The sequence below is a fragment of the Bradyrhizobium sp. SMVTL-02 genome (assembly GCF_051853005.1).
In the GTDB taxonomy this organism is placed as follows: Bacteria; Pseudomonadota; Alphaproteobacteria; order Rhizobiales; family Xanthobacteraceae; genus Bradyrhizobium.
In genome coordinates, this window is record NZ_CP182469.1 from 5,026,638 (window position 1) to 5,049,926 (window position 23,289).

General features: G+C 63.9%; 16 protein-coding genes and 1 tRNA gene. 3 read left to right on the forward strand and 14 right to left on the reverse strand.

What is annotated here, in order from left to right; translation table 11 throughout:
• Positions 1-118 precede the first annotated feature (118 nt).
• Positions 119-1,369, forward strand: a complete 1,251-nt coding sequence (locus ACNJYB_RS23910) for an FAD-dependent oxidoreductase (protein WP_439368798.1) — start codon at positions 119-121, stop codon at positions 1,367-1,369.
• On the opposite strand, the gene ACNJYB_RS23915 is transcribed toward ACNJYB_RS23910, so the two are convergent.
• From ACNJYB_RS23915 to ACNJYB_RS23970, 12 genes are all read right to left on the reverse strand, one after another.
• The gene (locus ACNJYB_RS23915) at positions 1,285-3,318 is read right to left on the reverse strand and encodes an ABC transporter ATP-binding protein (protein WP_439368799.1); all 2,034 of its coding nucleotides are present in this window, start codon (positions 3,316-3,318) and stop codon (positions 1,285-1,287) included. The two genes, ACNJYB_RS23910 and ACNJYB_RS23915, sit on opposite strands and share 85 nt — an antisense overlap.
• Positions 3,319-3,451: 133 nt before the next feature.
• Positions 3,452-5,512 (reverse strand): FAD-dependent oxidoreductase, encoded by a 2,061-nt coding sequence (locus ACNJYB_RS23920; RefSeq protein ID WP_439368801.1) that lies wholly within the window; start codon positions 5,510-5,512, stop codon positions 3,452-3,454.
• A 193-nt stretch (positions 5,513-5,705) separates the two neighbouring features.
• The gene (gene rpoC / locus ACNJYB_RS23925) at positions 5,706-9,902 is read right to left on the reverse strand and encodes a DNA-directed RNA polymerase subunit beta' (protein WP_439368803.1); all 4,197 of its coding nucleotides are present in this window, start codon (positions 9,900-9,902) and stop codon (positions 5,706-5,708) included.
• Positions 9,903-10,031: 129 nt separating this feature from the next.
• A complete protein-coding gene (rpoB, locus tag ACNJYB_RS23930) occupies positions 10,032-14,150 on the reverse strand; it encodes a DNA-directed RNA polymerase subunit beta (protein WP_183245041.1) in 4,119 nt (1,372 codons plus the stop codon).
• A gap of 478 nt (positions 14,151-14,628) precedes the next feature.
• Positions 14,629-15,006 (reverse strand): 50S ribosomal protein L7/L12, encoded by a 378-nt coding sequence (gene rplL, locus ACNJYB_RS23935; protein ID WP_018647233.1) that lies wholly within the window; start codon positions 15,004-15,006, stop codon positions 14,629-14,631.
• A gap of 54 nt (positions 15,007-15,060) precedes the next feature.
• On the reverse strand, positions 15,061-15,579 hold the full coding sequence (gene rplJ, locus ACNJYB_RS23940; protein WP_439368805.1) for a 50S ribosomal protein L10: 519 nt from the start codon (positions 15,577-15,579) through the stop codon (positions 15,061-15,063).
• Between the two features lie 590 nt (positions 15,580-16,169).
• Positions 16,170-17,123 carry a 2-hydroxyacid dehydrogenase gene (locus tag ACNJYB_RS23945; RefSeq protein ID WP_439368806.1) on the reverse strand — a complete coding sequence of 318 codons (954 nt, stop codon included), beginning with the start codon at positions 17,121-17,123 and terminating at the stop codon, positions 16,170-16,172.
• Between the two features lie 90 nt (positions 17,124-17,213).
• The gene (gene rplA / locus ACNJYB_RS23950) at positions 17,214-17,906 is read right to left on the reverse strand and encodes a 50S ribosomal protein L1 (protein ID WP_439368807.1); all 693 of its coding nucleotides are present in this window, start codon (positions 17,904-17,906) and stop codon (positions 17,214-17,216) included.
• Between the two features lie 6 nt (positions 17,907-17,912).
• Positions 17,913-18,341 carry a 50S ribosomal protein L11 gene (gene rplK, locus ACNJYB_RS23955; protein ID WP_011088164.1) on the reverse strand — a complete coding sequence of 143 codons (429 nt, stop codon included), beginning with the start codon at positions 18,339-18,341 and terminating at the stop codon, positions 17,913-17,915.
• A 131-nt stretch (positions 18,342-18,472) separates the two neighbouring features.
• Positions 18,473-19,027 carry a transcription termination/antitermination protein NusG gene (gene nusG / locus ACNJYB_RS23960; RefSeq protein WP_018647229.1) on the reverse strand — a complete coding sequence of 185 codons (555 nt, stop codon included), beginning with the start codon at positions 19,025-19,027 and terminating at the stop codon, positions 18,473-18,475.
• The gene (gene secE / locus ACNJYB_RS23965; RefSeq protein WP_007602984.1) at positions 19,027-19,218 is read right to left on the reverse strand and encodes a preprotein translocase subunit SecE; all 192 of its coding nucleotides are present in this window, start codon (positions 19,216-19,218) and stop codon (positions 19,027-19,029) included. The genes nusG and secE overlap by 1 nt, the downstream gene beginning before the upstream one ends.
• A 327-nt stretch (positions 19,219-19,545) precedes the next feature.
• Positions 19,546-20,079 carry a methyltransferase C-terminal domain-containing protein gene (locus tag ACNJYB_RS23970; protein WP_439368808.1) on the reverse strand — a complete coding sequence of 178 codons (534 nt, stop codon included), beginning with the start codon at positions 20,077-20,079 and terminating at the stop codon, positions 19,546-19,548.
• 142 nt (positions 20,080-20,221) lie between these two features.
• On the opposite strand from ACNJYB_RS23970, the gene ACNJYB_RS23975 reads away from it, so the two are divergent.
• Positions 20,222-20,554 (forward strand): Gfo/Idh/MocA family oxidoreductase, encoded by a 333-nt coding sequence (locus tag ACNJYB_RS23975; protein WP_439368810.1) that lies wholly within the window; start codon positions 20,222-20,224, stop codon positions 20,552-20,554.
• A 306-nt stretch (positions 20,555-20,860) separates the two neighbouring features.
• Here ACNJYB_RS23975 and ACNJYB_RS23980 read toward each other — a convergent pair.
• A tRNA-Trp gene (locus tag ACNJYB_RS23980) sits at positions 20,861-20,936 on the reverse strand.
• 148 nt (positions 20,937-21,084) lie between these two features.
• On the opposite strand from ACNJYB_RS23980, the gene ACNJYB_RS23985 reads away from it, so the two are divergent.
• Positions 21,085-22,311 (forward strand): serine hydrolase domain-containing protein, encoded by a 1,227-nt coding sequence (locus ACNJYB_RS23985; protein WP_439368811.1) that lies wholly within the window; start codon positions 21,085-21,087, stop codon positions 22,309-22,311.
• Between the two features lie 165 nt (positions 22,312-22,476).
• Here ACNJYB_RS23985 and ACNJYB_RS23990 read toward each other — a convergent pair whose 3' ends face one another.
• The gene (locus ACNJYB_RS23990) at positions 22,477-23,244 is read right to left on the reverse strand and encodes an SDR family NAD(P)-dependent oxidoreductase (protein WP_439368812.1); all 768 of its coding nucleotides are present in this window, start codon (positions 23,242-23,244) and stop codon (positions 22,477-22,479) included.
• Positions 23,245-23,289: the final 45 nt, after the last annotated feature.

A 23,289-nucleotide genomic window follows, 5' to 3' on the forward strand; every position in this document is an offset into this window, starting at 1 on the left:
GTCCTCCGCTAGCCCAGCAGCCTATTTATGTCCGGACGAAATATACTTTTATGACGCGCGCTAAGGCTTTTTTTCCTGTTGATGCGGCAATCTGCCGGCTTCGGCAGAGATTTGCGCCATGCGGTACACCGACATTGCCATCATCGGCGGGGGATTGTCCGGCTCGACCGCCGCCGCGATGCTCGGCCGCGCCGGCGTTTCGACCGTGCTGATCGATCCGCATGAGACCTATCCGGCCGACTTCAGGGTCGAAAAACTCAGTGGCGAGGTGCAGGTCGAGCGATTCCTGAAGACCGGAATCGCAGAATCAGTGCTGCGGCGCGCGACCTATTCGGGCGAGAACTGGATCGCGAGATTCGGCCGGCTGCTCGACAAGGCACCGAGCCGGCAGTTCAACATCCTCTACGATTCCCTGGTCAACGCCATCCGCGCCGAGATTCCTGCGAGCGTCGAGCGAATCTTTGCCAAGGCGATCGCGATCGAGACGAGCGAGGAGCGGCAGAGGATCACGCTGTCCGACGACGAGACCATCTCGGCCCGCCTGGTCGTGCTCGCCAACGGGCTGAATGTCGGCCTGCGCCACCAGCTCGGCATCGCGCGAAAAACCGTCAGCGCCTGCCATTCGATCTCGATCGGATTCGACGTTGTCCCGGCCGGGCGCAATGCGTTCGATTTTCCGGCCCTCACCTATTTTTCGGAGCGGCCGAGTGACCGCATCCCCTACATCACGCTGTTTCCGATCGGCCCGCGGATGCGCGCCAATTTGTTCGTGTATCGCGGCTTCGACGATCCCTGGCTGCGCGAGCTGCGCCGCGTCCCGGCCGAGACTCTGCATGCCGCCCTGCCCCGGCTCAAGCGCATCACCGGCCTCTTCGACATCCCCGGCGAGCTGAAGATCCGCCCGGTCGATCTCTATGTGAACGATGCAAGGGGCCAGCCCGGCCTCGTGCTGGTGGGCGATGCCTTCTCGACCTCCTGCCCGGTCGCCGGCACCGGCTGCGACAAGGTCTTCACCGACGTCGAGCGGCTCTGCAACGTCTACATCCCGCGATGGCTGGCCTCCGACGGGATGGATGCCGCCAAGCTCGCCTCGTTCTACACCGATCCGGTCAAGCGGGCTTGCGACGAATGGTCGGCGGCGAAGGCGTTCGACTTCCGCTCAGTCTCGACTGAGAGGAGCCCCTACTGGGCGGCGCAGCGCTGGGCGCGCTTCATCGCGTGGTCGGTCCAGGGGCTGCTGCGGCCGCTCGGAGGCGCCTTCGATCTGGAGCCGAACTTCCTCGGTCACTCCTCCTCGTCGTCCTCGTCCTCATCATCCGCGAGGTCGTCTTCATCCTCGTCGTCATCGTCACTGTCGTCGTCGGCCTGAGCCACAGCGCCGTGCGGCTGGTGGATCTGGTCGTTCCACAGCTGGCGATAGGTGCCGTTTTTGGCGAGCAGCTCGGCGTGCGAGCCGCGCTCGATCGCCCTGCCCCCTGAAATCACGATGATCTCGTCCATCTCGACCACCGAGGTCAGGCGGTGGGTCGACCAGATCATGGTGCGGCCTTTGGCGACCTTCAGCAGCGTGCGGTTGATCGCGGCTTCCGTGGTCTGGTCGAGCGCCGAGGTGGCCTCGTCCAGCAGCAGAACGGACGGATTGCGGATGATCGCACGTGCGATCGCGATACGCTGGCGCTGGCCGCCCGAGAGCGTGTCGCCGCGCTCGCCGACCTGCGTGTCGTAGCGCTGCGGCAGGCTCATGATGTAGCGGTGGATCTCGGCCTTCTTGGCCGCCTCCTCCACCTCCGCGTCGGTCGCGCCTTCCTTGCCGAGCCGGATGTTCTCGCGGATCGACATGTTGAACAGCATGTTCTCCTGGAACACCACGGCCATGCTCCGGCGCAGCGAATCCAGGGTGACCTTGCGGACATCGACGCCGTCGATGGTGACGCGCCCCTCGTCCGGCACGTACAGCCGCAGGATCAGGTTGAGCAGCGTGCTCTTGCCCGAGCCCGACGGGCCGACGATGGCGATGCTCTTGCCGACGTTCAGCTTGAGGCTGAGATTGTCCAGCACCGGCGTCTGGCTGCCCTCGTACTGGAATGTCACGCGGTCGAAAGTGATGTCGTGGGTAATGCGCGGCAGATCGGGCGCGCCGGGCCGATCGGCGCCGCGGGTCGGCTCGTCGAGCAGCTCCTGGATGTGGCGGATTGCGGCGGCCGAGGAGATCGACACCGGGATGAAATGCATTACGTGGGCGATGTTGTAGGAGACCTCCCAGAACGCGCTCTCGAAGGTGACGAAGGTGCCGATGGTGATCTGGCCCTTGGTCGCCAGATACGCACCGATCGCAAGCACCACGAGGTGCAGCAGCAAGACCGAAATGGTGACCGTCCGCTCCACCATGGTCGACAGGAACGCGGCCGAGGCGATCCTGTTGCGGGTCTCGTCGTTGCGGAACCTGAAGAAGCTGAACATCTTGCGCTGGAGACTGAACGCCTTGATCACCGCCTGGGCGCCGATGTTCTCCTGCACCATGCCGAGCAGCGCGGCTTCGTTCTGCTTCTGCTCGTAATTGGCCTGCACCGCCTTCGGAGTGAGGATGCGCGGGCCGATCAGCGTGATCGGGAATACCAGCAGCGCGACCACCGCGAGCTGCCAGTTCAGGAACACCATCAGGATGATGCCGGCGATCAATTCCAGGAACGGCAGCGCGGCGCTGTTGGCGAAGCTTTTCACCGAGCTCTCGAAGGCCGAGAGGTCGACCGAGAAACGCGACAGGATCTCGCCGCGCTTGGTGCGGCCGAAATAGGCTGCCGGCAGGTCCTGGACGTGCTCGAACAGACGCTTGCGGACGTCGGAGATGATGCAGGCAGCCAGCCGCGCGTCCCAGCGCTCGTACCAGACGGCGACGATCGAGGTGAAGATGCCGGCGGCCGCGAGCACGCCGAGGATCTTGTACAGGGCCTGGAAATCCTCCTCGCCGAGCGCGTCGTCGATCAGGTACTTCAGGCTGAGCGGCATGATGACGTTGAACAGCGTCTCGACGACGACGCCGAACGCCACGAATGACAGCATCCGCTTGTAGTTGGTCAGATAGGGCCTGACGAAACCCAGGATGGTCGCGAGCGCGCCGGCGGCCTCGCGTGCGGTAAAGACGACGAGGTCCTCGTCCTCATCGTCGTCGTCGAGCTCCAGCTCGTCATCCGCCTCGTCTTCGTCGTCCTCGGCCTCTTCGAGATCGGGCTTGGCGGTGGAGGCGAGCTTGTCGTCGAGCTCGGCCGCCTCTTCGGCGGCGAGCTTCTGTTTGTCGGGCGAGAGAGGCTTGGACGCCATGAAACCAACCGATGCTGACGGCCGGCATGACCGCAGAGAAAGCATGAGACAGCAGAGAGCCGCTATCGCACCGATTCTATGCGATCATGATGAATTCGGCAAAGCAATTGGCGAATTCACCCGATCTTGAGGGCTAGTCGTCGTCCTCGTCCTCGACCTTGTCGAAGAACGAATAACGCAAAGAGTCCGCGTCGGCGTACCACTGGCCCGGGCCCTTGCCGGCGGCGAGCGTCGCCTCCCAGAGCGCATCCGTGCAGTCCTTGCGGTGCATCGACAGATCGAAGCCGTTGCCGAAGAACAGCTCGGACCACTCCCACCAGGTGCCGAGCTTCTTGACCCCGCGCAGCAGGTCGTAGCGGTCGATCAGAGCCGGCGCCATGTCCGAGGTGACCGAGCCGAACACGAGGCCGGTCTTGACTACGCGGTTGAGCTCGCGGATCGCGCGGACCACCTGCTTCGGGGGCACATGGCACAGGCTGGTCTCGAACACGAAATCGAAGCTGCCGTCCTTGAACGGCATGTCGGTGACCGACCCGAGCTTGTTGTACTTCTTCAGCGCCTTCGGCGTCTTGGCATGGACGGCACGGTTGTTCTCGATGCCCCAGGCATCGATGTCGCGCTCGCGCAGCGCGCCGACCAGTTCCCCACTCGCCGAGCCCGCGACAAGAAGCTTCGAGCCCTTGGCCTTGCCCCAGACGATGCCGATCAGCTTTGTCAGATAATCGGGATCGGTGAAGTGCTGCCACACCGCGTGATAGGGACCGATGCCGCGATAGTTCTCGAAATAGTCGCGGTCGATCTTGTCGGAGAGCGGCTTATCCTGCTGCGCGCGTTCGCGGCGCAGGCGCATCATCTCGGTCAGGATGATGTCGGTGGCCGCATCCGAGGAGTCGAGCAGGCCGTTCAGCGTCGAGTCGAACAGGTAGTCACCGACCACGACGATGCCGGGATGCTCCTTCGGCTCCGGCCGGTGATTGGTCATGACGTCGCGCACGGGCAGACCGCCAGGCAGCGCATTCACCGACGACAGCCAGCGGTGGATCTTGCCTTCGATGAAATGCGCGCGGGCATCGCCGAGCGAGGCCGGCAGCGATTTCAGCGCGGCGTCGATCAGCTCCTGATCAGAGAGATTGGCGAAGGCCAGCGCGTCGGAGCCGGGAATCAGCCAATTCAAGACGCCATGCTTGCCGACATCGTGACGCGCGCCCTCGTTGTAGACGCAGCAGCCGCCGAAGGCTTCCGACATGAACCAGGCGCCGGGAATCTTCTCGCCCCAGAACGGCTCGTCGAACAGGATCGAGACGCGCAAATAGTGCGCCGGACGGTCGAAATACGAGACGTGCTTGACCATCGACTTGCGCAGCTGCTCGCCTTCCCACCCCATGGTGGCGAGCCAGGAATGCGGCAGGCAGACCAGCACGAGGTCGAAGTCGCGCGTCTCCGGGCCCTTGCCGTTCATCATCTTGAGCTGGTAGCGGCCGGTCGGCGCCTTGCCGACGGTGAGCACGCGATGATTGAGCTCGATGTCGGCATTGACCTCCGACTGCAGGCACTCGATCAGCTGTTCGTTGCCGTTCTGGATGGAATAGAGGCCGATATAGCCGTCGACGTCCATCAGATAGTTCTTGAGCGCGTTGAGGCCGTTGGTGTTGTGGCTTTCGGTCGCGATGTCCGAGCGCGCCATCACCTTGAAGAAACGCTTTGCAGTGTCGTCCTCGACCTCCTCGTCGAGCACCTGCTCGGCGGTCTTGTAGGCCCAGGGATTCTCGTTGTCGTGTGCGCCGACGCCTTCGTAATACTCGATCGGCGACATCACTTCGGTGCAGCGCTTACGGAACGCCTCGATCGCGGCCGCGGTCTTGGCGCCGTATTTGCGGCGCATGCCGGGCACGTCGTCGAGCAGCTCGCCGCCGAACAGCACCTGCTCGGCATCCATCGGAATCGTCTGCAGGCCGAAATGCTGGATCAGTTCGCGCAGCGGATCCGGACCCGTCATCGAGTAGTCGTAGATCTCGGCAACACCGGCCTCGTACATCGCGGGCGCGGAATCGAACTTTCGCGTGAGGATCTTGCCGCCGAGCCGGTCCGACGCCTCGAAGATGGTGACGCGGCAGAGGTCGCCGAGCTTACGTTTCAGATACCAGGCGCTCATCAGCCCGCCGGGGCCGCCGCCTACGATTGCGAGGTCAAGCACATCAGTTCCGTGGTCTCCGGCCCTGCCCCCGTCACGGGATCCACCGGTCTAAGCTTCCCTAGCAGAAGCGCTTTTGCTTCTGAAGGAAAGATGAACAAAGGTTGATCCTGCAACGCAGCAAGCAAAGAAAGCAGCAAAAAGGCCGGCTTGCGCCGGCCTTTTCATTGTCCTCGGTATTCCTACGGATGAACGATCATTCCGCGGGCGGCAGCGCAGGAAGCTCCGCCTCCGGCGCGGGCGGCACGACAGACGCCTGCTTCTCGCGCTCGTCCAGGATCAGCTTGTCGCGCTTCATCGCGACTTCGCGGATCTTGGCCATGGAGGCGCCGGTGCCTGCCGGAATCAGCCGGCCGACGATGACGTTCTCCTTGAGGCCTTCGAGCGGATCGATCTTGCCGTTGACCGCCGCCTCGGTGAGGACGCGGGTGGTCTCCTGGAACGAGGCCGCCGAGAAGAAGGAGCGGGTCTGGAGGCTCGCCTTGGTGATGCCGAGCAGAACCGGCGTTCCCGTGGCGGGCTTCTTGCCCTCTTCCCTGGCCTTCTCGTTCAGCGCGTCGAACTCGATCTTGTCGACCTGCTCGCCGGAGATCATGTCCGTATCGCCCTGATCGGTGACTTCCACCTTCTGGAGCATCTGACGGACAATCACCTCGATGTGCTTGTCGTTGATGAGCACGCCCTGGAGCCGGTAGACTTCCTGGATCTCGTTGACCAGATAGGCCGCGAGCTCCTCGATGCCCTTGATCGCCAGGATGTCGTGCGGCGCCGGGTTGCCTTCCACGATGAAGTCGCCCTTTTCGACGACGTCGCCGTCCTGAAGGTGGATGTGCTTGCCCTTCGGGATCAGGTACTCGCGCGGCTCCTCGGTCTTGTCCATCGGCTCGATCGAGATGCGACGCTTGTTCTTGTAGTCGCGCCCGAACCGGATGGTGCCCGCGATCTCGGCGATGATCGCCGCATCCTTCGGACGCCGTGCCTCGAACAGCTCCGCCACGCGCGGCAGACCGCCGGTGATGTCACGCGTCTTGGCGCTTTCGGTCGAGATACGGGCGAGGATGTCGCCCGGCGCGACCTTGGCTCCGATGTCGACCGAGAGAATGGCATCGACGGACAGCATGTAGCGGGCATCGCCGCCACGGGCGAGCTTGAGCACCTTGCCGTCCTTGCCCTTGACCACGATGGCCGGACGCAGGTCCGAGCCGCCGCGGGTCGAGCGCCAGTCGATGACCACGCGCTTGGCGATACCGGTGGCCTCGTCGAGCGTTTCCGAGATCGACTGCCCCTCGACCAGATCCTCGAAGCCGATCGTACCTTCGACTTCGGTGAGGAGCGGACGGGTGTAGGGATCCCACTCGACGATGCGCTGGCCGCGCTTGACCATGTCGCCTTCGTCGACGTGCAGGCGCGAGCCGTACTGGACGCGGTGCGTCGCACGCTCGGTGCCGTCGGCATCGACGATCGCCACCACCATGTTGCGCACCATCGCGATCAGGTGACCTTCGCTGTTGCGGGCGATGGCCTTGTTCCTGATCACGATCTTGCCGTCGAAATTGGCTTCGACGAACGACTGCTCGTTGAGCTGCGCCGCACCACCGATGTGGAAGGTGCGCATGGTCAGCTGGGTGCCCGGCTCACCGATCGATTGCGCCGCGATGACGCCGACCGCTTCACCGTGGTTGACCGGCGTGCCGCGGGCGAGGTCGCGGCCGTAGCACTTGCCGCAGATGCCGTTGACGAGTTCGCAGGTCAGCGCCGAGCGGATCTTCACCTCCTGCACACCACCCTGCTGGATGGCGTCCAGATGGCTCTCTTCCATCAGCGTGTCGCGTTTGATGATCACCTTGCCCGAGCTGTCACGGATGTCCTCGCAGGCCGTTCGTCCGAGGATGCGCGAGCCGAGCGAAGCGACCACCGTGCCGGCGTCGACGATGGCGCGCATCTTGATGCCGAGCTTGGTACCGCAGTCGCTCTGCGTGATGATGCAGTCCTGCGCGACGTCGACGAGACGACGGGTCAGGTAGCCCGAGTTCGCGGTCTTCAACGCGGTGTCCGCGAGCCCCTTGCGGGCGCCGTGGGTCGAGTTGAAGTACTCGAGGACCGAGAGGCCTTCCTTGAAGTTCGAGATGATCGGCGTCTCGATGATCTCACCCGACGGCTTGGCCATCAGGCCGCGCATGCCGGCGAGCTGGCGCATCTGGGCCGGCGAACCGCGGGCACCGGAGTGGGCCATCATGTAGATCGAGTTGATGTCGGCATCGGCTCCGCTCGCCGTCTTCTTGGTGGCGGAGATCTCCTTCATCATCGCCTTGGCGATTTCTTCCGTGGCCTTCGACCAGGCGTCGACGACCTTGTTGTACTTCTCGCCATGGGTGATCAGACCGTCGTTGTACTGCTGCTCGAAATCCTTCGCCAGCGTACGGGTGGTGTCGACGATCTTCCACTTGCCGTGCGGCACGACCATGTCGTCCTTGCCGAACGAGATGCCGGCCTTGAACGCGTTGTAGAATCCCAGCGCCATGATGCGGTCGCAGAAGATCACGGTCTCCTTCTGGCCGCAGTGACGGTAGACCTGGTCGATGACGCCCGAGATCTCGCGCTTGGTCATCAGCTTGTTGATGATCTCGTACGAGATGCGCGGGTTCTTCGGCAGCAGGTTGCCGAGCATGACTCGGCCGGCGGTGGTTTCGATCCAGCGCTTGGTGACCTTGCCGGTCTCGTCCATGCCTTCCCACCGGTACTTGATCTTGGTGTGGAGGTGGATGACCTTCGCATGCAGGGCGTGCTCGAGCTCGGCCATGTCGCCGAACACCTTGCCCTCGCCGGGCAGGCCTTCGCGCATGATCGAGACGTAGTAGAGACCGAGCACGATGTCCTGCGACGGCACGATGATCGGCTGGCCGTTCGCCGGATGCAGGATGTTGTTGGTCGACATCATCAGGACGCGCGCTTCCAGCTGCGCTTCGAGCGACAGCGGAACGTGCACGGCCATCTGGTCGCCGTCGAAGTCGGCGTTGAACGCCGAGCAGACCAGCGGGTGAAGCTGGATCGCCTTGCCCTCGATCAGCACGGGCTCGAACGCCTGAATGCCGAGGCGGTGCAGCGTCGGCGCGCGGTTCAGCAGCACCGGATGCTCGCGGATGACCTCGTCCAGGATGTCCCAGACCTCGGGCCGCTCCTTCTCGACCAGCTTCTTGGCCTGCTTGACGGTGGTGGACAGGCCCTTGGCGTCAAGCCGCGAGTAGATGAACGGCTTGAACAGCTCGAGCGCCATCTTCTTCGGCAGGCCGCACTGATGCAGGCGCAACTCGGGACCGACCACGATCACCGAACGTCCCGAATAGTCGACGCGCTTGCCGAGCAGGTTCTGACGGAACCGGCCCTGCTTGCCCTTGAGCATGTCGGCGAGCGACTTCAGCGGACGCTTGTTGGCGCCGGTGATGACGCGGCCGCGGCGGCCGTTGTCGAACAGCGCATCGACCGCTTCCTGAAGCATGCGCTTCTCGTTGCGGATGATGATGTCCGGCGCGCGCAGCTCCATCAGCCGCTTCAACCGGTTGTTGCGGTTGATGACGCGGCGGTAGAGGTCGTTGAGATCAGAGGTCGCGAAGCGGCCGCCGTCCAGCGGCACCAGCGGACGCAGGTCTGGCGGGATCACCGGAACCACGGTCATGATCATCCATTCCGGCTTGTTGCCGGAGTGGCGGAACGCTTCCACGATCTTCAGGCGCTTGGCCAGCTTCTTGTGCTTGATGTCGGAATCGGTCTCCTGCATCTCGACGCGCAGCGAAGCCTCGAGCTTCTCGAGGTCCATGCCCTTGAGCAGTTCGCGGATCGCCTCGGCGCCGATCATGGCGGTGAAGCTGTCCTGGCCGTACTCGTCCTGCGCCTTCAGGTACTCGTCTTCCGACAAGAGCTGACGGTCCTTGAGCGCGGTGAGACCCGGCTCGAGGACGACGTAGTATTCGAAGTAGAGGATCCGCTCGAGATCCTTCAGCGTCATGTCCAGCAGAAGGCCGATGCGCGAGGGCAGCGACTTCAGGAACCAGATGTGGGCGACGGGGGCTGCGAGCTCGATATGGCCCATGCGCTCGCGCCGGACGCGCGACAGCGTGACCTCGACCGAGCACTTCTCGCAGATGATGCCCTTGTACTTCATGCGCTTGTACTTGCCGCACAAGCACTCATAATCCTTGATCGGCCCGAAGATGCGGGCGCAGAACAGGCCGTCGCGCTCGGGCTTGAAGGTACGGTAGTTGATGGTCTCCGGCTTCTTGATCTCGCCGTAGGACCAGGACAGAATCTTCTCTGGAGACGCGATCGAGATCCGGATCTGGTCGAAGACCTGAGCCGGCGTCGTCGGGTTGAAGAGATTCATAATTTCTTGGTTCATCGTCTTCTCCTCGCGTGCCGGTCGCCTCCGGCCGCAAATTCGAAAATCACTTCTGCAGGGCGCCCTGCCCTCAAGGCCTCGGGCGGGGCGCCAATGCCCGGCCGCGAGGGCCGGGCATGAAAGGTCGAATTACTCGGCCGCCTCCGACGTCGGCGCCGGTCCCATCTTGGAGTTGTGCAGGTCGACGTTGAGGCCGAGCGAGCGCATTTCCTTGACCAGCACGTTGAACGATTCCGGAATACCGGCCTCGAACGTGTCGTCGCCGCGCACGATCGCCTCGTACACCTTGGTGCGGCCGGCGACGTCGTCCGACTTCACCGTCAGCATTTCCTGGAGCGTGTACGCCGCACCGTAAGCCTCGAGCGCCCACACCTCCATTTCGCCGAAGCGCTGGCCGCCGAACTGCGCCTTGCCGCCCAGCGGCTGCTGGGTGACGAGCGAGTACGGACCGATCGAACGCGCATGGATCTTGTCGTCGACGAGATGGTGCAGCTTGAGCATGTAGATGTAGCCCACCGTCACCTTGCGATCGAACGGATCGCCGGTACGGCCGTCATAGACGGTCGACTGCCCCGAAGCGTCGAGACCGGCGAGCTTCAGCATCTCCTCGATGTCGGCTTCCTTGGCGCCGTCGAACACCGGGGTTGCGATCGGCACACCTCGGCTGAGGTTATGACCGAGCTCGAGCAGCTCGTTGTCGTTGAGCGACTTGATGGTCTCGTCCTCGCCGTAGACCTTCTTCAAGGTTTCCTTCAGCGGCTTGATGTCCTGCTTCGACAGGTAGGCATCGACCGTCTGGCCGATACGCTTGCCGAGGCCGGCGCAGGCCCAGCCGAGGTGCGTCTCGAGGATCTGTCCGACGTTCATCCGCGAGGGCACGCCCAGCGGATTGAGCACGATGTCGGCGTGCGTACCGTCCTCGAGGAACGGCATGTCCTCGATCGGCACGATCTTCGACACCACGCCCTTGTTGCCGTGGCGGCCGGCCATCTTGTCGCCGGGCTGGATCTTGCGCTTCACCGCGACGAAGACCTTGACCATCTTCATCACGCCGGGCGGCAATTCGTCGCCGCGCTGGAGCTTCTCGACCTTGTCGAGGAAGCGCTGCTCTAGCCCCTTCTTCGACTCGTCGTACTGCTTCCGCATGGCCTCGATCTCGGCCATCAGCTTGTCGTTCGGCGAGGCGAACAGCCACCACTGCGACTTCGGGTACTCCTCGAGCACCGCGCGGGTGATCTTGGTGTCCTTCTTGAAGCCCTTGGGACCCGCGATGCCCTGCCGCCCTTCGAGCAGCTCGGCAAGACGGTTGTAGACGTTGCGGTCCAGGATCGCCTGCTCGTCGTCGCGGTCCTTGGCCAAACGCTCGATCTCTTCCCGCTCGATCGCCAGCGCACGCTCGTCCTTGTCGACGCCGTGACGGTTGAACACGCGGACTTCCACGATCGTGCCCTGCACGCCCGGAGGAACGCGCAGCGAGGTGTCGCGGACGTCCGAGGCCTTCTCGCCGAAGATGGCGCGCAGCAGCTTTTCTTCCGGCGTCATCGGGCTTTCGCCCTTCGGCGTGATCTTGCCGACCAGGATGTCGCCGGCGCGCACTTCCGCACCGATGTAGACGATACCGGCTTCGTCGAGGTTCTTCAGCGCTTCTTCCGAGACGTTCGGAATGTCGCGGGTGATTTCCTCGGGTCCAAGCTTGGTGTCGCGGGCCATCACCTCGAACTCCTCGATGTGGATCGAGGTGAAGACGTCTTCCTTCACGATCCGCTCGGAGAGCAGGATCGAGTCTTCGAAGTTGTAGCCGTTCCACGGCATGAACGCGACCAGCACGTTGCGGCCGAGCGCGAGTTCGCCGAGATCGGTCGACGGACCGTCGGCGATGATGTCGCCCTTCTTGACGATGTCACCGACCTTCACCAGCGGACGCTGGTTGATGCAGGTCGACTGGTTCGAGCGCTGGTACTTCATCAGCCGGTAGATATCGACGCCCGACTTGGTCGGATCGAGATCTTCCGTGGCGCGGATGACGACGCGGGTCGCGTCGATCTGGTCGATCACGCCCGAACGGCGCGCCGCGATCGCGGCGCCCGAGTCACGGGCAACCACGCCTTCCATGCCGGTGCCGACGAACGGCGCCTCGGCGCGAACCAGCGGCACCGCCTGGCGCTGCATGTTCGAGCCCATCAGCGCGCGGTTGGCGTCGTCGTTCTCGAGGAACGGGATCAGCGCCGCGGCGACGGAGACGAGCTGCTTCGGCGACACGTCCATGTAGTCGACCTTGTCCGGCGTCACCGGCAAGACTTCGCCGGCGTGACGGCAGACCACGAGGTCTTCGGTGAAGCGGCCCTTCGGGTCGAGCGGCACGTTGGCCTGCGCGACCGTGTAGCGGCCCTCCTCCATCGCCGACAGGTACACGACCTCGTCGGTGACGCGACCGTCCTTGACCTTGCGATACGGCGTCTCGACGAAGCCGTACTTGTTCACGCGCGCGAAGGTCGCGAGCGAGTTGATCAGGCCGATGTTCGGACCTTCCGGCGTCTCGATCGGGCAGATCCGGCCGTAATGCGTCGGATGCACGTCGCGCACCTCGAAGCCGGCGCGCTCGCGGGTCAGACCGCCCGGTCCAAGTGCCGACAGGCGGCGCTTGTGGGTGATCTCCGACAGCGGGTTGGTCTGGTCCATGAACTGCGAGAGCTGCGAGGAGCCGAAGAACTCGCGCACCGCGGCGGCCGCGGGCTTCGCGTTGATCAGGTCCTGCGGCATGACCGTGTCGATATCGACCGACGACATGCGCTCCTTGATCGCGCGCTCCATGCGGAGGAGACCGATGCGGTACTGGTTCTCCATGAGCTCGCCGACCGAACGCACACGGCGGTTGCCGAGATGGTCAATGTCGTCGATCTCGCCCTTGCCGTCGCGAAGGTCCACCAGCGTCTTGATGACGGAGAGGATGTCTTCCTTGCGCAGCGTACGCTGGGTGTCGGGCGCATCGAGGTCGAGGCGCATGTTCATCTTGACGCGGCCGACCGCGGAGAGGTCGTAACGCTCGGCGTCGAAGAACAGCGACTGGAACATGGCCTGCGCCGATTCCAGCGTCGGCGGCTCGCCCGGGCGCATCACGCGATAGATGTCGAACAGCGCATCCTCGCGTGTCATGTTCTTGTCGGCCGAGAGGGTGTTGCGGATGTAGGGGCCGACATTGACGTGGTCGATGTCGAGCAGCGGTAGCTCCTTGTAGCCCTGCTCGTTGAGCGCCTTCATCAGCTTGTCGGTGATTTCCTCACCGGCTTCGGCGTGGATCTCACCGGTCTTCGGATTGACGAGGTCCTCGGCGACGTAGTTGCCGACCAGCTCCTCGTCAGCCATGCGCAGCGCCTTCAGCCCCTTCTCCTGGAGCTGACGGGCGGCACGGACGGTGAGCTTCTTGCCGGCCTCGAGCACGACCTTGCCGGTGTCGGCGTCGATCAGGTCGTTGACGGTCGAGTAGCCGCGGAAGCGGTTGGCGTCGAACGGAACGCGCCAGCCTTCCTTGGTCCGCTTGTAGAGGATCTTCTTGTAGAACGTGGACAGGATCGCTTCGCCGTCGAGGCCGAGGGCGAACATCAGCGACGTCACCGGAATCTTGCGGCGACGATCGATACGCGCATAGACGATGTCCTTGGCGTCGAACTCGATGTCGAGCCAGGAGCCGCGATACGGGATCACGCGGGCGGCGAACAGCAGCTTTCCAGAGGAGTGGGTCTTGCCCTTGTCGTGGTCGAAGAACACGCCGGGTGAACGGTGCATCTGCGAGACGATGACGCGCTCGGTGCCGTTCACGATGAAGGTGCCGTTCATCGTCATGAGCGGGATGTCGCCCATGTAGACGTCCTGCTCCTTGATGTCCTTCACCGACTTCGCGCCGGTTTCCTCGTCGATATCGAACACGATGAGGCGCAGCGTCACCTTGAGGGGGGCCGCGAAGGTCATGCCGCGCTGGCGGCACTCGTCGACGTCATATTTGGGCTGCTCGAACTCGTAGCGGACGAATTCCAGCATCGAGGTGCCCGAGAAGTCCGAGATCGGGAACACCGAGCGGAACACCGCCTGCAGACCCTCGTCAAGACGACCGCCCTGGGGTTCGTCGACCATCAGGAACTGGTCATAGGACGCCTTCTGAACCTCGATGAGGTTCGGCATCTCCGCGACTTCCTTGATGTGTCCGAAGAACTTGCGAACGCGTTTGCGACCGGTGAATGTCTGCTGCGCCATCGTGGCCTCTCATTTCGTCGCCCACTCTGGGCGCGCCGTCCGGAACGCGGCTGCCACCGCTCCCCGGGTTGAATTTTTCGAACCCGTTTTGGGCCGGAAACTCAGGCTCAGGCGGGAATGCCCTGAATCTGTTCTTCAGACCTTCAAAACGCAAAACGACGCGCGGGGCGCTGGTGTGCGCGCCCGCCCGTCACAACGATTGTCTTCACGGACTGCAAAAGCCCGAAATAGCCTGCTCTCCCAACGGCTTACAGGGAAGTCCGGCCTCCCTGCCACCGCGCTTTCGTGCTGTCGACCCGATATGGGGCGACAATAGTGTAGATTCGAGGGACAAACCCTCAAATCCCCACACTTTTTCGTGTTTGACCTGCGTCAGGGCGCCCCGTCGCACGCCTTTTGCATCCGGTCCACCGTCTCAAGTGGACCAGGATCCCGGGCTGAGCCGATGCTTGCCCGAGATCCCGCCAGTAAACAGTGCTTACTTGAGCTCGACCTTGGCGCCAGCCTTCTCGATCTGGGCCTTGATCTTCTCGGCTTCTTCCTTGTTCACGCCTTCCTTCAACGGCTTCGGAGCACCCTCGACGAGGTCCTTTGCTTCCTTCAGGCCGAGACCGGTGATGGCGCGGACTTCCTTGATGACCTCGATCTTCTTCTCGCCAGCGGAGGCGAGAACGACCGTGAACTCGGTCTTCTCTTCGGCCGGAGCGGCGGCAGCGCCACCACCAGCCGGGCCGGCCACGGCGACAGCCGCGGCAGCCGAAACGCCCCACTTCTCTTCGAGGAGCTTCGCGAGTTCGGCAGCCTCGAGCACCGTGAGGCTCGAGAGGTCGTCAACGATCTTCTGCAAGTCAGCCATTGTTCAGTTTCCTTACGTGTAAGTCTGGTTCGGGTTTGAGTTTTGCGAAGGGCGTCAGGCCGCTTCGCCCTTTGAGGCATGAGCCTGGATGACGCGCGCGAGCTTGCCCGCGGGCGCGTTGGCGAGCTGGGCCAGCTTGGTCGCCGGGGCCACGATGAGGCCGACGATCTTGCCGCGCAGTTCGTCAAGCGACGGCAGCGAGGCAAGCGCCTTCACGCCGTCGACATTCAGGACGGTCTTACCCATCGATCCGCCGACGATGACGAACTTTTCGTTCGCCTTGGCGAAGTCGATGGCGACCTTCGGCGCCGCTACCGGATCATTGGAAGTCGCGATCACGGTCGGCCCCTTCAGCATGGGGCCGATGGCAACGACGTCAGTGCCTTCAAGAGCAATTTTGGCGAGACGGTTCTTCGAGACCTTCACCGATGCGCCAGCCTGCCGCATCTGCTTGCGCAGAGTCTGCATCTGGGCGACGGTGAGGCCGGAATATTGAGCAACGATCGCGACGCCCGTGGCCTTGAAGACCTCATGGAGCTGTTCGACCGCTTCTTTTTTTGCCGCTCGTTCCACAGCAAGCTCTCTCCGGTTGGCGGTCATCGCGAGAAGCGGGACCGCCGGGTTGCACCCATCGTCCCGCCCAAACCTGAACCTCGGGGTCAAAAACCCTTCGGACACGCCGGGCAAGACGACAATTCAAAGCCTGCCCTCCGAGAACCCGCCTTAAAGGGCTCGCGGCGTGTCGAGGTCCGAACCAGACCCGTTTCGCGAAGCCAGCCCTTAGAGCTGGGAGCGAAGTGAAATCCGGTCTTCACCCGTCTATGCAGGCTATGCGATTAAGCCTTTGAGAAATCGGAACTTCCCGCAGGCGCCTGCAGTCTTGGACAGGACAAGGTCAGTCGGCGAACCGCCCGACCTCTGCCCGCACCCCAGCCAACCGACGGGTTTTCCTTCCTTTTCGGGCAAATCCTTACGGACGTCCTGAAAAGGAATGATCTCCTGTCGCGTCGGGTTTTCGGAATGCGTGCACGGACGCGCCAGCCGAGGCCGGCACGTCCGGAGGCGGTTCCTTTAACCGCTCCGGGCCGGCTTGCCAAGAGCAAAATTCACACCAGTTCCAGTCCGTTGCCGGCGGGGCTTGAGATGGCCCAACAAGGACCGATTCAGGCCGATTTCACCGCATAAGGCAGCGGCTTGCCCGCGAAGAACGCCGTCAGGTTCGCCACCACGCAGTTCTGCATGGCGACGTGCGAGTCCAGGGTGTGGCCACCGATATGGGGGGCGAACACGACGTTGGGGAGCGCGGTCAGCGCGTCGGGCGCGTGCGGCTCCTTCTCGAAGACGTCGAGGCCGGCGCCGGCGATGGTCTTGTCGGCGAGCGCCGCGACCAGGGCCTTCTCGTCGATGACAGAGCCGCGGGAGATGTTGACCACGTAGCCGTCGGCGCCGAGGCGCTTGAGGATGTCGGCATTGACGACATGTTGGGTCTCGGCCCCCGCCCGCACGGCGATCATCAGTAGGCTGCACCAATCAGCCAGCGCTTCCAGCGACGGGAAATATTGATAAGGTAGATCGTACCGGGTGCGGCTGAAATAGCCGACCTCGCTCTCGAAGGCGACGCAGCGTGCCGCGATCTTGCGGCCGATCTCGCCCATGCCAAAGACGCCGACGCGGCGGCCGGGCATGCCGGCTTGCGGGCGCATCATCGGCGACTGCTTCGCCGCAGCCCAATCACCGCTGCGGACATACTGGTCGGCCACCAAAATCCGCCGCGTTGCCGCAAGCATCAGGGTCATCGCGATATCGGCGACGGAGGCTGCATTGGCCCCGGGGCTGTGGCCGACCGCGATGTTGCGCGCGGCCGCCGCCTTCAGGTCCACGCCGTCATAGCCGGTACCGTAGCAGACGATGGCGCCGAGCTTTGGAAACAGGTCCATCGCTTCCGCGCCCAGCGGCGAGCCGCCCGCGGTCAGCATCGCACGGATGCCGCTGAGCTCGTCCGCCGAAAACACCTCGCGCGCCGGCTTGCCGCCGGTGTCGAGCAGCTCGAACCGCTCCGCGAAACGCGCCATCATCGTCTTGGGAAAGCGCGAGTAGATCAGGACCTTGTCAGCCATCGTTCTTGTTTCCTGTCAGCGCCCGCAAGAACGACGAGGGGCGGAATCGGTCGCCCGATTCCGCCCCTCGCCTCATGCGATTGCCGGTCCTTAGCCGAGAATGGTGCCCGGCTCGACCTTCACGCCGGGGCCCATCGTCGAGGACACCGCAACGCGCTGGATGTACGTTCCCTTGGAGCCAGCCGGCTTCGCCTTGGAGACAGCGTCCGCGAGAGCCTTGATGTTCTCGACAAGCTTCTCTTCGGAGAACGAGGCCTTACCGACCCCGGCCTGCAGGATGCCGGCCTTCTCGACGCGGAACTCGACCGAGCCGCCCTTGGCACCCTTCACCGCGCCGGTGACGTCCATGGTCACGGTGCCGATCTTCGGGTTCGGCATCAGGCCACGCGGGCCGAGCACCTTACCGAGGCGGCCGACCAGCGGCATCATGTCGGGCGTGGCGATGCAGCGGTCGAAATCGATCGAGCCGTTCTGCACCTTCTCGACCAGGTCCTCGGCGCCGACGACGTCGGCACCGGCGGCCCTGGCCTCGTCGGCCTTGGCGCCGCGGGCGAACACGCCGACGCGGAGCGTACGGCCGGTGCCGTTCGGCAGGGTCACGACGCCGCGAACCATCTGGTCGGCATGACGCGGATCGACGCCGAGATTGATGGCGACCTCGATGGTCTCGTCGAATTTCGCTTTCGCGCGCTCCTTGACCATCTTGATGGCGTCCGCGAGCGGGTAAAGCTTTTCGCGGTCAATGCCTTCGCGGGCTTTGCTCAAACGCTTTCCGATTGTCATGGCCGCTTACCCCGCAACTTCCAGACCCATCGAACGGGCGGAGCCCTCGACCATCTTCATGGCCGATTCGATGGTGTCGCAATTCAAGTCCTTCATCTTCTTCTCGGCGATCTCGCGCACCTGCGCCTTGGTCACCTTGCCGGCCTTGTCACGGCCTGGCGCCTTCGAGCCGGACTGGATCTTGGCAGCCTGCTTGAGGAAGTAGGACATCGGCGGCGTCTTCATCTCGAAGGTGAAGGAACGGTCCGCATAGATGGTGATGATCACCGGGATCGGGGTGTTCTTCTCTTCCTTCTGGGTCTGGGCGTTGAACGCCTTGCAGAACTCCATGATGTTGAGACCGCGCTGACCGAGCGCGGGACCGATCGGGGGCGAAGGATTCGCCGCACCGGCCGGGACCTGAAGCTTCAGGTATCCGGTCACTTTCTTTGCCATGTATCACTCCTGTTGTGCCGGCGGGGCCGGCGGTTTCAGGTTCGTGGTCTGGGTCGGATGCGGCTGGCAACCGCCCTCTCCCTCCCACGGCCTCTTGCTGCGTAAGACCCAAGGCCTCACGCGTTACCCGGTCAGACCTTCTCGACCTGACCGAATTCCAGCTCGACGGGCGTTGCGCGGCCGAAGATCGACACCGCGACCTTCACGCGCGAGCGTGCCTCGTCGATTTCCTCGACCACACCCGAGAACGAGGCGAACGGGCCGTCGGCCACACGCACGTTCTCGCCGATCTCGAACGACACCGACGCCTTCGGCCGTTCCACACCCTCCTGCACCTGGTGCAGGATGCGCATGGCCTCGGCCTCCGAGATCGGCATCGGCTTGTTTTCCGCGCCGAGGAAGCCCGTCACCTTCGGCGTGTTCTTGATCAGATGAAACGCCTCGTCGGTCAGCTTCATCTTCACCAGCACGTAGCCAGGGAAGAACTTGCGCTCGGCGTCGATCTTGCGGCCGCGGCGCACTTCCGTGACCTTCTCGGTCGGAACCAGCACCAGCTCGAACAGCTCCTCGAGCCCGCGCTGCTTGGCCTGCTCTCGGATCGATTCGGCGACCTTCTTCTCGAAGTTCGAATAGGCGTGGACGATGTACCAGCGCTTGTCGGACACTTGAGCGGTTGCTGTAGCCATCAGTGGATGCCCAGAAGGAAGGTGATGAGGACACGGATGATCTGGTCGGCGGCGAAGAAGAAGATCGAGGCCACCGCGACCATGACGAACACCATGATGGTGGTGATCGTGGTCTCGCGGCGGGTCGGCCAGGTGACCTTGGCGGTCTCCGAGCGCACTTCCTGCAAGAACTTGAACGGGCTGACTGCCATCGTTTGAGGTCCAGCGTCCGTCGACAGACGCACATGAATTTCAGGGATCCGAACAGCCGCCGTTGGCCCAGCCCTCTGTCTCGAAGGATGAGCCGGGAACCGGGCTCGATTGTTCGGGGATTTAAAGCCGCGCCGGAGATCCGCGTCTAACGGGCCGGCTGCGAGTGCGGGGTATCTACTGCGGATGGGACCAAAGGTCAAGATATAGAGGGCTTGTGCGGGCTAGCCGCCCTCCCCCGGAGGCCATGCAGAGGCCATGTGGATCAAGAACTTATCCACCGTCTGCAAGGCGTCATCCCGGGGAGCCCTTCAGCCCCGCCGGCCTGGTCAGTCGGCCCGCTCCACCATGGTAATGCCCGGCAGCGGCACCACGAACCTGCCGCCCTCGGCGAAACAGCGGGCATGCTTGGCCCGGATCGAGTCGACATAGCGCCAGGCGAAGACGACGACGAAGGCTGGCTTGCGCTCGTAGAGGGCGGCGGGCGGCAGGATGGGGATATCATAGCCCGGGCCGGCCATCACATTCGCCTTTTTGGGATCGTCGTCCACCAGGAAGTCGATCTTGTTCTCCAGGCCGAACTGCGGCAGCAGCGTCGTGGTGGCCACGGAGACGCCATAGCCGGCAACCAGTTGACCGCGCGCATGGGCCGCGTCGGCCATCGCGACCAATTCGTCATGGATGGCAGCGATCTTCTTCACATAGGGCGCATAATAGGCCGGCTGGTCGACCCCGAGCCGCTCTTCCTCGGCAACGAACCGCGCGACTTCCGCCGACGGCTTCTTGGCGCCACCGGCGCGCTGCACGGTCACGCGAATCGAACCGCCCTTGGTCCCGATGTGCTGGACGTCGATCAGCTCCATGCCGAGCCGGTTTCGCTGCCAATCCCGCCTGCCGCGTCGTTGCGATCGCTGATCTCCGGCCCGATCTTGCGGCCGCCGCCGCGCAGAAATTCGGCATCTCGCCGATCTACGGCACGCAGCGGAGCTGCTCGCGGATGGCGAGGTGTCCGCCGTCGTCGTCGTGACGAAGCGCCGCGCCACCGGCCCGATCGTGTTGGACGCGCTGAACACTGGCCGCCATGTGCAGTCGGAGAAGCCGATGGCCTGCACGATCGTTCAGGCCGCATCGCTGGTCGAAGCCGCGCGGCGACAGCGCCTCATCTACAGCATGGGCTACGTGAAGCGCCACGACGCCCGCGTGGCGCGCGCGCTGGACCTTGTGAACGGGTCAGAGGGCGCCTGGCGCGAGGACAATTTCGAGCGCGGTACCCTCACCATCGAATTGCGCTCCTTTCGCCGAGGGAGAGGCACAGGTCGTTGTCGATCACGAGGGTGAAAGCACGCGACTGACAAGAGCGAACAGCCGGGCATTCCGGCGCCAGGCCGATGCCTTTGTCTCTGACGTCATTGAAGGCAAGAAGCCGCTGGCCTCCGGCGAGAACTCGCTGACCGACATCGCGCTCGTAGAGACGGTCTGGAAGCGATGGGCTGGCGGCTAGGCATGATCGGGAACAGTGCGAAGCGGTTTTCGAGCCGCGGTCGCGACAGGTCGGTTTCAGGGATACAGGTCCGGCTCAGCGATGGAAACGCGGCATACATCGTCCTCGTCCCGCCAGCACCCCATTTAAGTCATTGATTTTGCTGGCAGGAGTGGCAGGGCTCGAACCTGCGACCCCCGGTTTTGGAGACCGGTGCTCTACCAATTGAGCTACACTCCTACGAACCTGCGTCGCCGCGGCTCCGGGCCGCTTTCAAGCACAGGGGGCGACCGGATTGCAAGGGAGAAGCGCACCAGGGCCGCTTGTTCACACCGCGACTCCTGGGCGACAGTCCAACCCGAACGACAAGAACAACCCGGGAGCCCGCATGAACGCCGCCCAAGCCGCCCGTAATCCCGCCGCCGCAGCCCAGACGCCGCCTTTGCCCGAGGCCCGCCCCGAAACGCTGGGGCTGTCGCGTCCTCGCCTGCAGGCCATGTCCGACGCCCTCAAGCGCGAGATCGACAAGGGCACCGTCCCCGGCGTCACCGTGCTGGTGGCGAGGGGCGGCCAGATCGGCTGGTTCGAGGCCCTCGGCAGGCAGAACCCGATGGGCGCAGCGCCGATGGCGCGCGATTCGATCTTCCGGATCTTCTCGATGACCAAGCCGATCGTCTCGGTTGCTGTCATGGCGCTGGTCGAGGACGGCCGCCTCCTGCTCAGCGATCCCGTGGCCAAGTTCATTCCGGAATTCGCCGACCAGAAGGTCGGCGTGGTCAGCGGCGGCAGGCTCGAGCTGGTTCCGCCCAGACGGCCGATGACGGTGCAGGACCTGCTCCGCCACACCTCCGGGCTCACCTATGAGCACCAGGGCGACGGGCCCGTGCACAAGCTCTACCAGGAGTCCCGCGTCCGCAGCCGCAAGATCAGCAATGCCGAGCACGCCGCGCTGGTGGCGAGCTTACCGCTGGTCTGCCATCCCGGCGACGAGTTCAACTACAGCCGCTCCACCGACATTCTCGGCCGCATCATCGAGGTCATCAGCGGCAAGTCTCTCGGCGCGCTCCTGACCGAACGCATCCTCTTGCCGTTGCAGATGGCCGCGACCGGCTTTGCGACCTCGGAGGCCAATGCCAACAGGCTCGCCGAGCCGTTCGCGACCGATCCCTGGACCGGCGACAAGGTCGCCCTCTTCAACATGCTCGAGCAGCCGGTGATGGAATCCGGCGGCGGGGGTCTGGTCTCGACCACGATGGACTACGCCCGCTTTGCGCTGATGCTGCGCAACGGCGGCACGCTCGACGGCAACAGGATCATCGGCCGCAAGACGCTGGAGCTGATGGCGTCCGATCATCTCGGACCCGGCGTTCCCACCAACGGCACCCTGCTGTCGCCGGGACACGGTTTCGGCCTCGGCTTCGCGGTACGCACGCAGGCCGGCATCGCGCCCTTCCCCGGCAGCGTCGGCCAGTATTTCTGGAGCGGCATTGCGGGCACGTTCTTCTGGATCGATCCGAAGGAGGACCTGTTCGCGGTGTTCATGAGCCAAGGGCCAGGCCAGCGCGACTACACGCGGACCCTGGTGCGGGATCTGGTTTACGCGGCGGTGGAGTGAGGGCCTTCGCTCCGTCTCCTCAGTCGCAAAGCGCCTCCCCACACTCGCTGTCATGCCCCGGCTTAACAGGGCATCCAGTACTCCGCGACGGCAGTTCGTTCGCACAACTTCAGCCGCGGAGTACTGGATCGCCCGCCTTCGCGGGCGATGACACCCGTTGTAATCTCAACTGATCGTCGCGCCGCCGTCGATCACCATGGTCTGACCGGTCATGAAGTCGCCGGCCTTCGAGCCCAGGAACACGGCCGCGCCCGCGATCTCGTCGGGAATGCCGATGCGCAGCAGCGGCGAGCGCGAGGTCGAGGCTTTCAGGTTCTCCGGATTGTCCCACAGCGCCTTCGCGAAGTCGGTCTTGATCAGGCCGGGCGCGATGCAGTTCACGCGGATGTTGTGCTTGCCGTATTCGCAGGCGAGGTTGCGCGCGAGCTGCATGTCGGCGGCTTTCGAGATCGCGTAGGCGCCGAGGATGGTCGAGCCCTTGAGGCCGCCGATCGAGGAGACGATGATGATCGAGCCGTCCTTTCGCTCGATCATCTGTGGCACCACCATCGAGATCAGCCAGTTGTTGGCGACGATGTTGTTGTCGAGAATCTTGCGGAACTGATCGTCGGAGATGCCGGCGAGCGGACCGTAATACGGGTTCGATGCCGCGTTGCAGACCAGCACGTCGATCTTGCCGAAGGCGCGGTTGCTCTCGTCGACGAGGTTTTGCAGATTCTCCTTCGAGGAGATGTTGGCGGCAACTGCGACGGCGGTGCCCCTGCCGAACTTGTCGTTGATGCCTTTCGCCACCTGCTCGCACACATCGGCCTTGCGCGAGGAGATCACCACCTTGGCGCCGTGCTCGGCCATGCGCTCGGCGATCGCAAGCCCGATGCCGCGCGTCGATCCGGTGATGACGGCGACTTTCCCCTTCATGTCGAACAAGGTCATGTTTCTCTCCCTGGATTGATCGTATTCACATCGAGATTCCGGGTC